The following is an 11546-nucleotide window of genomic DNA, read 5'->3' as shown; positions in this document are numbered from 1 at the left end:
TCTTAGTTGTAGTAAGAAAGTTTTAGTGTAATGCTATATTTCTAACAATTCCGCAAGGTCTTGAACATATTTCAACACCTTGCGTTTTTTTCATTCTGTATCATTTATTACTTCAACTTTGTAACTTCTCAAATATTCTATAATCTGTCTGAATGAGTAGTTTTGATGAAGATTTAGTTTTATTAAATTGTTCTTAACTTTTGTAGCAATTATTAGCGACAAGTAGTTTATAAACTCTGTTGTGTAAACTTTCATTTCTGAATGAACTCTTGTTTTTGATAGTTCCAAAATATTTTTGTAAAAGTTAAACATTTCTTCAATTTCTCATCTTTGATCATATAGTGTGTATACATCCTCTAATGAAAGGTCAACATTGGATTCAAAAACAATGACACCAAAAAATTGATTATTTTTATTGAATTCATCAATGTTAAATGTATTTCTTTTTAGATGTTTTTGATAGTTTCCAACACTTTCTTTGCCAGCTATTTCTAAGTCTTTAAATAGATAAAAAAACTTTCCATCTATTTGCTTTTTAGATCCTAGTAATTGCTTATCTTTAATTTTTACAGGAGCCAAGTTTTCATCAAGTTTTTCTGCTCTAATTAATGTTGTATTTCTCTTTAATGGCAAAAGATACTTAACATTTTTATTCTGTTCTAAAAGCTCTGTAATTGCTTTAGTTCTAAAGCCTTTATCAGCAATTAATATTTCCCCAGTGCTAGGCACATTTTCCAAAAAGTCCTCAAAAATAGTCGAATCCAGCATATTTCCTTGGTATGGTCTGTGATAAATTGGCTCTTTGGTATATAAGTCACAAGTGTAAAGTAAGGTAAAATTTTCGCTATCTTTAACCTTGCCTTTTCTTGATCATTGAGAAAAAGTTGCTTCATCTGAATTATAAGATTTAAGTGTGCCATCAATAATTTGTACTCTACCTTTGAACTCATTTATTCTGTCTAACATGAAGTTGTGTATATTTGAATATGCTCTACCAGTTTTTTCAAAGAAGTCAGGTAATAATGATTCAGATAAACCAACCTTTTTAAATAATTCAGACATAAATGAAGTTTCATAGTAAAACTTTAAATCACGATTAACGGCTTTTGGATAGGCACATCTAAGAATAGCAATTACATATAATTTGTAAGCTGTTGATGAATCAAAATGTGTTAGTAATTTTTCCAAAATATCATTGCTATTTTTTGTAAAAATTGCTATGTTACCATAGTCTTTTATATCAGTTTTTTCTTGATTTTTCTTAGATCTTGTACCTACTGGGACAGGTGTTTCAAAAGGAACAAATTTGTAATCTACTATTTCGCCAACGATTGCCAAATCTTTTGGAATTGCTTTTCCATTCACATATTTGCTGGTTCTTTTAACAACTTTAAATTTTCCAAAGTAGTTCTTTACAACTGTGTTTTTAGGTCTTTCAACTTGTCTTATTTCAACTGGAATTGCCATTTTCAAATTCTCCTATATATAGAATTATAACTATATTATAACACAAAATTTGAATAGAAAAATAAATAAAATTAATTTTTTATGATGACATTAGCAACATTTTTTAAATCTTTGTCAGAAAAATAAATAAAAAATGTCTACATTGTTCAAAATGCGATATTTTGTATAGTATTATGGGGTATAACTTTTATAATTTATTATATTCTATATTTATTCTTAATGTAGGCAGCACAAAAGAAAAAAGCCTTGAATTATGTAAAGCCTTTGTATTTTTACTATTAATATGTATGATGTTTACAAAATTTAATAATGTATTTGAATAATATTCTAATGTCGACTTTTCAAACTAGCAGTTTTAATATTAAAATCAGCAGCCATTAAAATATGAAATTATTTTTATTTCTGTCCTTTTTATTGCATTTTTGTCCTAAAATTATTTATAATATTTTCATAGGAGGGATGCCATCATGAAAAAAGCTAATATATTAAATTTAATACAATACCATATAGAGGAAAATGATATAGCCTTTAGAAAGGAAGCACACTTAATTGCTGAAGAATTTTATAGAATGCATGATGATGAACTAGGCGAATATATTTTATCAATGTTGCGCGGTGCTAACAATTTTGTGCCTCAATTAATGTCGGATATAACAATTCCTTTTGCTGAAAAAGTTCAATTACAAACAAATTTAGAACCACTTCCTCTTCCAAAAAAAATATCTGAAGACATTATGGGGATAATAAACGCAATAAATCGTAAAGCTTTAATAAATAAATTTTTATTTCAAGGTCCTCCAGGAACTGGTAAGACAGAAAGCGCGAAACAAATAGCAAGAATATTAAACCGAGATTTATTTATTATTGATTCAAATAATATTATAGATTCTCATTTAGGACAAACTGGAAAAAACATTTCTGAGTTATTTGCTGCAATCAATAATATTTCTTTGCCTGAAAAAGTTATTATTTGTTTTGATGAAATAGATGCTCTTGCTTTAGAACGTGTTGATCAAAAAGATGTAAGAGAAATGGGTAGGGTAACTACAAGTATTTTAAAAGCTTTAGATAATTTAAATGAAAATATTATTCTTATAGCTACAACTAATTTGTTTAAACATTTTGATAGAGCATTAAGTAGAAGATTTGACTTAGTTTTAAATTTTAACAGATATCAAAGACAAGATCTTATCGATATCAGTGAAATTATTTTAAAATACTATACTCAAAAAGTTGCAAATATAAAAAGTGAGCTTAAATTATTTAGAAAAATTATTTCTTTAATGGATGATATTCCTCTCCCAGGCGAATTGAAAAACATTATTAAATCAGCAATTTATTTAAGTGATCCTAATTGTGAATACGATTATTTAAAAAGGCTATATAAACAAATTGCAAATGATCCATATGATTTAAAAAAATTGAAAAAACACAATTTTACAGTTAGAGAAATTGAGATATTAACAGGTATTTCAAAAAGTAGTGCAGCCTTGAAATTAAGGGGAAAATAATATGAATTCATTATTAGTTTTAAAAGGGGAATTTGATTCAAAACCTAATCCTTCAAAGCTAGGTAAACCAAGATTAAGCGCCAAAAAGCAGTTGAAATTAGATCATATTAAAAAGCTATTAAATCAATTGAATGATGTTTATAATTTTTGAAAAAAACAAACTTTAAAAATTGATGCTTTAATAAACGTTAAATACTATTCAATAGCTGCAAAAAGTAAAAGAATAACTAAATTATTTTACTCAACAATAAAAGAGAATAATAATAAAGTAGTTGGTGTTAGTTTGATTGATGATTATGAAAATAACAATGCAAAACAAAAACATTTAATAACTTATTATATTGAAAAAAATATTCTAAAAAATGCAATTAATAATGTTTCTATAATAGTTGATAAGCTAGAACAAAATAACATTAATGTTATAACTAACGATTTACTAGACCAAATTTCAAATCACCAAATTGACATTTTAGCAAAAGGTTTATCTAAAACCCAAATTTGCTCTATAGTTGTAGATTTGTCACATATTGAAGAATTCAGTGTTAAAACTACTCATATCGATTTAAATAATGAAAAAATAGTAACCTTATATGATGTTAACCTTGATGTAATCGAATTATTAAAAGAACTAGACATTCATTTTAATACACAAAATAAAATTGATAAAAATACATTTTATTTAGACGGTGAGCTATACAATTTATTAAAAGAAAAGGCACCATTTCTAATATCAATGGCAGTTGAAGATCTAAATGAAATAGATTGAAAATATGATGATTACAACTTAGTTTCTAATAATGATGTTATAACAATACCAGATCCCACAATAGAACCCATTGTTGGAGTTATAGATACAATGTTTGATGAGAGAGTTTATTTTTCAAAATGAGTAGAATTTAAAAAGGAAATTTCAGATGATATACCTTTATCACAAGAAGATTATATTCACGGAACGGCTGTAACTTCTATTATTGTTGATGGACCATCATTTAATAAAGATTTAGAGGATAATTGCGGTAGATTTAGAGTACGACATTTTGGTGTTGCTAAAAAAAGACAAAACAGCACTTTAACTCTCTATAATAAAATAAAAACTATTGTTGAAAGCAATAAGGATATTAAAGTTTGGAATTTATCTCTAGGTTCAAATTTAGAGATTGATAAAAATTCAATATCAGTTATGGGTTATTTATTAGATGAGTTGCAATATAAAAATGATGTAATTTTTATAGTTGCAGGAACTAATAAAAAATTAGATGAATTAGATCCAAAAAGAATAGGTTCTCCAGCAGATTCCATAAATGCAATAGTTGTGAACTCAGTTGATGATAAAGATAATCCTACAAATTACTCTAGAAAAGGGCCTGTTTTACATTTTTTTAATAAACCTGATGTAAGTTATTATGGTGGCACCAGTGATAGACCAATAAGAACTTGTACGGCCAATGGAGTCTATTACATTTTTGGTACTTCATTTGCAGCGCCATGAATAACAAGAAAAGTTGCTTATCTTATTCATAAATTAAAATTTTCAAAAGAGGAAGCCAAGGCTTTAATAATCCATTCTGCAATACCTAATAAAAATGATAGCAATATAGTAGGGAATGGTGTAGTACCTAGAAAAATAAATGACATTGTTGAGTCTAAAAATCATGAAATTAAAGTACTTTTATCATCCTATACAAAGGAATATCATACTTATAATTATGAATTTCCAGTTCCTATTTATAATAATGCTTTTCCATTTACCACAAAGGCGACATTAGTCTATTTTGCTGATACTAATAGAAATCAAGGTATTGACTATACCAAAAACGAGCTAGACTTTCAGTTTGGATCAATGAAAAAAGAAAATGATAGATTAGAAATAATACCATTAAATGAAAATAAACAATCTTACCATGACGAAGGTGTTTACATTAATGAGCAAGAGGCAAGAAAAGAATTTTCAAAATGAAACACAGTTAAAATTATAGAAAAAAAAGAAACCACCAATGGTGGCAAATCTAGAACAGCAATAAAAGTGAAAGATAATCTCAAATTTTGAGGTATCAGAATAACCAAAAAAGATAGATTAGGCATTGAAAATAAAGAAAAAATAAAATTTAGTGTTGTAATAACATTAAAAGACTTAGATAAAACAAAAAACCGTTTAGAAAACTTTATAAGTCTATGTCAGTCTAGTCAAAGATGATATGTTAAAAAAGTTAAAATTGATAATGAAATTAATATTTTTTCTAAATCAAATGAACAAATAGAATTTAATTCTTAAAGTTATTAAACATTTTTTGAACTCCCAACCCAGATTAAAAAGTAACGGAATGGGGGGTTTTTGTGTTTAAAAAAATAATTATGTTTTCTTGTTTTATGCTTAAACTGGGAAACGTAGGAAAAAATGTTAACACATTTCAAATGACCAATGACAGAGATTAGTAGATAAGTATGAAAGATATAATTTAGGTATGAACATAGAATCAATGAGTGGGATATCGCCCAAAAATACAAAGGCTCAGGCAGGCCAAAAAAGACAAAATCAAATGATGAAATATTGGATGAATTTTTAAATGATCTAAATAAAGAAGATTTATTGATAACATTAAGAAAGTTAATTTTCCTAAAAATTTTGTAACACATTCTGACCACGGAAGTCAGTATTCATCTAAAGAATATCTTCAGTTGATTGAAAGACTTAACAGAAAAGTATCAATGTCGAGAATTGGTAATTCCCTTGACAATAGAGAAATTGAATACTTTTTCTCAGTACTTAAAACTGAAATGTTTTAAAATTTTGAGAAAAGTGTTAAGAAAATGACGTTTAAGGAACTTGAGCGTCATCTAAATAGATTCATTGATTGGCATAATAATGAGCGAATGCTCAAGAAATTTAATTACAAAACTCCACATGAATTGTGAGTGGAGTTTTGTAAAAAATAAAAATTTAATGTCTATTTTTATTGTCATAGTTTATTATATAAAGACTCATAAATAAAATAAAAAAAATGTCACCTATAATTGTTATTATGAGAAGTTTGAAGAAATTAATAATAAATCTAAAGATAATCAAAAAATATCAATTAAACTAATGAGCCTATGACAAGTAGTTTATTTTGATAAGAGATTTAAGGGTGTGGAAAAACACAAGCAAAGCAAAGTTTTAAAATATAAACACATTTCAAGCGAAGAATTAAATTCTATAAAAAAGGATAACAACGGTAAGGTACGACTTCTTTCAACAGGTAAATTAGATGGTTTTTGTAATATTGAGCTTGATGATAATAGAGTTAATTTTGGCAAAGTAATAACAATACCGACAGGTGGCTCAGCAATAATTAAATATCATAGTGGCTATTTTATAGATAGTTTAAATATACTAATGGAATCTCAAGATAACAATCTTTATGATTCAAAATACATATATTATTGTTTGTTAGAGCAAAGCGATCTTATACAACAATACTTTAAAGGTTCATCAATTCAACATCCTGATATGAAAAAAATAGTAGAAATTTCCTTACTTATTCCAAATATTGAAATTCAAAGAAATATAGTAAGAACTATTGAAGTATTAGAGCCGCTTATAGCAATATATTCTGAATTATTCAGCGAGTTAGAACTATTAAGAAATGAATTACCTAAGAAACTTGAAAACTCAATTATTAATTATGCTATGGAAGGCAAACTTGTTAAACAAGATCAAAATAATGATTCTGTAGATAATTTAATAAATGAAATTTATAAAGAAAAACAAAAACTTGTTGAACAAGGAAAACTTAAAAAAGCAGATTTAAACAATTTAATTATTTATAAAAATGATAATGATAACTCATATTATGAGAAGTTTGAAAATGGCAGGGAAGAAAAAATAGAAGTTCCATTTGAAATTCCATATAATTGAATTTGATCTCGCTTTAACAAGGTTGTTAACTTTAAAATAGGCAAAACACCACCTACAAATGATTTGAGTTTTTGGAATGGGAAGATACCGTGAGTTTCAATTTCAGATATGATTAAAAATTCAAAGATTAAATCAACTAAAAAGTTTATTTCTAAAAAGGCATTATCTTCATATTTTAATAATAATTTAGTTAAAAAAGAAACTCTTATTATGAGTTTTAAATTAACTGTGGGTAAAACATCTATCTTAGGAATTGATGCTGTGCATAATGAAGGAATAATATCTATATACCCCTACTTTGATAAAAATAATCTATTTAGAGATTTTTTGATGCTATTTTTACCTATTTTTTCTCAATTTGGTGATAAGAAAGAGGCTATTAAAGGTGGCACTTTGAATACTAAAAGTTTATCAAAGTTATTAATCCCCATTCCACCATTGAAGGAACAACAAAGAATTGTAGAAAATATAACAAAAATACAAAAATTACTAAAAAATTTATAAAATCATAACTTGAAGTAAGTACTTTTTTATTTACACTATCTATTAAAAGGACGGTGTAAAAATGAAAAGATTTAGAACATATTTAAAACATCAAGGATTATCAGATAACACTATAAACTCTTATTTATACGGTGTTAATTATTTTGTAAATAATTACAAATTAAATTATGATAATCTTTTAAAATATAAAAATTTTTTAATAGACAATTTTAAACCTAAAACAGTTAATTTAAGAATCCAAAGCATAAATAGATATCTTGAGTTTATTAATAAGATAGATTTAAAAATAAGAGCAATTAAAATACAAAATAAATCATATTTGGAAAATGTTATAAGTAATGCTGACTATTTATTTTTTAAAAGAAAACTAAAAATAACAGGTTTTTATAAGTGATACTATATTGTATGATTTTTAGCTGCAACAGGGGCTAGAATAAGTGAACTAATAAAAATTAAAATAGAACATATTCAATTAGGGTATTTTGATGTTTATTCAAAAAGCGGGAAAACTAGAAGACTATATATACCAAGCAAATTATCTTTATCATTAAAAAAATGATTATTAGAAGAAAAAAGAGATTCTGGTTATCTGTTTTTAAACAAATATAATAATTCTATAAGTTCCAGAGGTGTGTCACAGGGGCTGAAAAAATTTGCAAAAAAATTTGGATTAGACACAAACGTAGTATACCCGCATTCATTTAGACATTTATATGCAAAAAATTTTTTAGAAAAATTTAATGACATATCCCTTTTGGCGGACATTATGGGTCATGAAAGCATAGAAACCACAAGGATTTATTTAAGAAAAACTTTTTCCGAGCAACAAAAAATAATAGATTCTGTTGTAGACTGGTAAACAAAAACGAGTGTTTCTCTCGTTTTTGTTTATACTGTCATCGGTTTTATACTATTGCAAAATGGTAATTTTTGATGTAATGGCCGGATTAATACTATAAGAAAATTAAACCCTAAATTGAAAAATTTTTAAGCATTCAATTTAAAATTATCTATAAATATCGTTCACAATGGGAAATTTTTGACAATACAGGAAAAACAAAAGCTAAAATAATAGGTAAAAATATGATTTTAAAAATGTCGTTGAGGGAAAATATTGGGCAGCTAGGGCTTTAAAATTAAAAAACAAAGAAATCAAATTATTCAATGCATTTTATAAATGTCAAAAAACTTAACAAAGTTTTTTAATTATTGTACCTATTAAATTTAATTTATTTATTAGCTTTTCTTGATATGTTCCTGAAAATATAGGGATTTCTATACTTTTTAAATTAGATAGACTTATACCACTTATAATACCTTTTGTTTTTGAATTAAACATATTTTTAAATGTATCACATTGAAAAAAGTAAGATAGAAATTTGTTTGATAAGTTATTTGAATTAATGCAACATAATTTATTTCCAAAAGCTACATCTCTTTTTGTTATAGCCATTTTTCTTCCTGCGCTTCCACCCTCTATACAAAGAAGTATAGAATTTTTAGGAGCAATTTTATATTCATTTTTAAAATTTTCAGGTATTCAAACACCATTATCATATGAAATTTCCTTGTCGAACCCTACATCTTTAGTACTTATATAGCTTAGTTCTGAAAATGCTGACAAAAATTTTTTCTTAAATGTTTTATTAATACTATCACCTGTATATAACTCTGCAATATTACCTAATTTTATATATGGTTTAGTGCTCTGATTCTCATAATATGAGTTATCATTATCATTTTTATAAATAATTAAATTGTTTAAATCTGCTTTTTTAAGTTTTCCTTGTTCAACAAGTTTTTGTTTTTCTTTATAAATTTCATTTATTAAATTATCTACAGAATCATTATTTTGATCTTGTTTAACAAGTTTGCCTTTCATGGCGTAATTAATAATTGATTTTTCAAGTTTAGTTGGTAATTCTTCTTCTAGTTCTGATAATTCAATTTCAAATTTAGAGTATTTACCAATTAGTGAATCTAATTTATGTATCAATTCTACAATTCTTCGTTGTTCTTCCAATGGAGCAAGTGGAACTAGTATTTTACTAAGATTTTCATCGTTTATACTTTTTTGAGTTGTGCCAGTGCACAAACTATTCTTTGTTTTTTTAAAATAATGTGAATCAAAAATAATTTTAAGATATTCTATTTCTCCTAAAACAACTTGGTAGCAAAAAAAGCCTGTTGAAACTAACTGACCATCTAATCTCTCGTCGATTATTGTTGCCTTATTTGTGTTTATCATCCTGGCTTCTATAATTTGATTATAGTAAACAATTCTATTGGCTCTTGTTGGTCTGCCATTAAATAAACATTCTTGTTCAGGAGTAATGTTGTCATAATTTATAGAGCCAGTTGAGAAGTATTTTTTGCTTCCTGAATATTTTTTAACACCTGTCGGAATATATTGATACGCACAATTTATTCTTACTCATCTCCAATTATCTGGTATTTCAAATGGAACTTCTATTTTTTCTTCCCTGCCATCTTCAAACTTCTCATAATAACAATTATCACCAGGGTTTTTGTATATAAAAGAATTAATCAGATCCATCTTTTTAACTTTGTTTTCTTCTATTAGTTTTTGCTTTTCTGACCTAATTTCATTTAATAAATCAGCAGCTGATTCATCAGAATTTTGTTTAGTCAATTTGCCGCGAATTGCTCATTGTAAAATACTTTTCCTTAATTGGTCAGCTGTCATTACTTTTTCTCCAATATTTTTATAATTTCAGATATGACATTATCAATCTTATTATTTAATTCAGTTCTCCTATCATAATATTGTTTGATAAGTTCCATTGGTTCAAGTACTTCTTCAGATTGTTCTAAATAACCGCATTGATTCAAGTTATAATCTAATTCTTCAATCTCACTGATACTGAATTGTTTTGATTTATAAAAAGTATCTTCTATAATTTCATTTCTATTATTTCATCATTGTCTTATAGGATCTAAATGTTTTGATACCATAGGCTTTGTTTTAGAGAAGTTTTTTTGATTTTCTGGCATATCCAATCTATAAAATCATGTACTTTTTGTAGAACCATTATTATCAAAGAAAATAATATTAGTATTAATATCAGTGTATGGGCTAAATACCGTTTTTGGTAATCTTATTATTGTATGAACATTAAACTCAGAGAACAATTTTTTCTTAATATTTTTTTGTGCTCCTGTGCCAAACAAAAAACCATCTGGCAATATAACAGCAGCTTTCCCACCCATTTTTAATCTATGCATAATAACCAGCATAAAAAGATCAGCTGTTTCTGCGCTTCTTAGATCTTTTGGAAAATTACTTTGAATTATTTTTTGCTCAGAACCTCCAAAAGGAGGATTCATCATTATTAAATCAAATTTTTCATCCTCGCTATAATCTTTTACATTTTTTTCTAGTGAATTTCCATGCAATAAATTAGGATCGTCAACATTGTGCAAGAAAAGATTTATAACAGCTAGTAAATAAGGAAATCCCTTCTTTTCAATTCCATAAACGGATTGAGAGTATTTTTTAATATCCTCAAGAGTATTTTTTTGTTCATTTACTCTATTTAAAAAAGAAGTTAGAAATCCACCGGTTCCACATGCCAAATCTGCCATAGTTTGACCTAATTTTGGGTCTAATATTTCAGCTATAAAATCAGTTAAGGCTCTCGGAGTATAAAATTCACCAGAACCACCTTCTTGAATTTTTTTTAATATAGTTTCATATATATCATTAAATAGATGTATCTCTTTAATATTGTCAAAATTCAATTCATCAATTACATTTATAACCTGTCTTAGTAGAGTACCATCTTTCATATAGTTGCTAATATCTTCAAACGCAGACTTAACAATTTGTTTTCTAAAAGGCATATCGGGGTTAATTTTTATTTCTTTTAAAGTTTTTAAAAGCTCATTGTTAACAAAATTTAATAATTCATCACCTGTAATTGAATTTGAACCAGAACCTCAATTGCTTCATTTTAAGTTATCAGGGATAATAGATTTATAGCTATCATCTTCCATTTCTCATATCTTATCTTTGCTGTCATATATTTTTAAAAAAAGTAATCATGACATTTGTTCGATTCTTTGAGCATCACCATTAATACCCGGGTCTTGTCTAGTTATATTTCTTATTCTGTTTATAAAAGTGTCTACTGACATTTGTTGTACTC

General features: G+C 26.3%; 7 protein-coding genes and 1 pseudogene. 5 read left to right on the top strand and 3 right to left on the bottom strand.

The window, feature by feature from the left end; translation table 4 throughout:
* Positions 1–33: 33 nt before the first annotated feature.
* Positions 34–1467 carry a transposase gene (locus MBOVPG45_RS03090; protein ID WP_013456112.1) on the bottom strand — a complete coding sequence of 478 codons (1434 nt, stop codon included), beginning with the start codon at positions 1465–1467 and terminating at the stop codon, positions 34–36.
* A 467-nt stretch (positions 1468–1934) separates the two neighbouring features.
* Between MBOVPG45_RS03090 and MBOVPG45_RS03085 the strand changes: the two genes are divergently transcribed.
* From MBOVPG45_RS03085 to MBOVPG45_RS03070, 5 genes and pseudogenes are all read left to right on the top strand, one after another.
* Positions 1935–2978 carry an ATP-binding protein gene (locus MBOVPG45_RS03085; protein WP_013456150.1) on the top strand — a complete coding sequence of 348 codons (1044 nt, stop codon included), beginning with the start codon at positions 1935–1937 and terminating at the stop codon, positions 2976–2978.
* A gap of 1 nt (position 2979) precedes the next feature.
* Positions 2980–5250 carry a S8 family peptidase gene (locus MBOVPG45_RS03080; RefSeq protein ID WP_013456154.1) on the top strand — a complete coding sequence of 757 codons (2271 nt, stop codon included), beginning with the start codon at positions 2980–2982 and terminating at the stop codon, positions 5248–5250.
* 314 nt (positions 5251–5564) lie between these two features.
* Positions 5565–5912 (top strand): annotated as a pseudogene (locus MBOVPG45_RS04845) (IS3 family transposase); the annotation flags it as partial.
* A gap of 148 nt (positions 5913–6060) precedes the next feature.
* Entirely contained in the window at positions 6061–7377 is a 1317-nt protein-coding gene (locus MBOVPG45_RS03075; RefSeq protein ID WP_013455940.1) for a restriction endonuclease subunit S, read from the top strand.
* Positions 7378–7438: 61 nt separating this feature from the next.
* Entirely contained in the window at positions 7439–8236 is a 798-nt protein-coding gene (locus MBOVPG45_RS03070; protein ID WP_013456290.1) for a tyrosine-type recombinase/integrase, read from the top strand.
* 330 nt (positions 8237–8566) lie between these two features.
* Here the strand turns inward: MBOVPG45_RS03070 and MBOVPG45_RS03065 are convergent, their stop codons facing one another.
* Together MBOVPG45_RS03065 and MBOVPG45_RS03060 are read right to left on the bottom strand one after the other, a co-directional pair.
* Positions 8567–10084 (bottom strand): restriction endonuclease subunit S, encoded by a 1518-nt coding sequence (locus MBOVPG45_RS03065; RefSeq protein WP_013456475.1) that lies wholly within the window; start codon positions 10082–10084, stop codon positions 8567–8569.
* A complete protein-coding gene (locus tag MBOVPG45_RS03060; RefSeq protein ID WP_013456106.1) occupies positions 10084–11535 on the bottom strand; it encodes a class I SAM-dependent DNA methyltransferase in 1452 nt (483 codons plus the stop codon). Before MBOVPG45_RS03060 ends, MBOVPG45_RS03065 begins: the two co-directional genes overlap by 1 nt.
* Positions 11536–11546 lie beyond the last annotated feature (11 nt).

The sequence above is a fragment of the Mycoplasmopsis bovis PG45 genome (assembly GCF_000183385.1).
Taxonomy (GTDB): Bacteria; Bacillota_I; Bacilli_A; order Mycoplasmatales; family Metamycoplasmataceae; genus Mycoplasmopsis; species Mycoplasmopsis bovis.
This window is presented reverse-complemented; position numbering and strand designations above follow the sequence as displayed.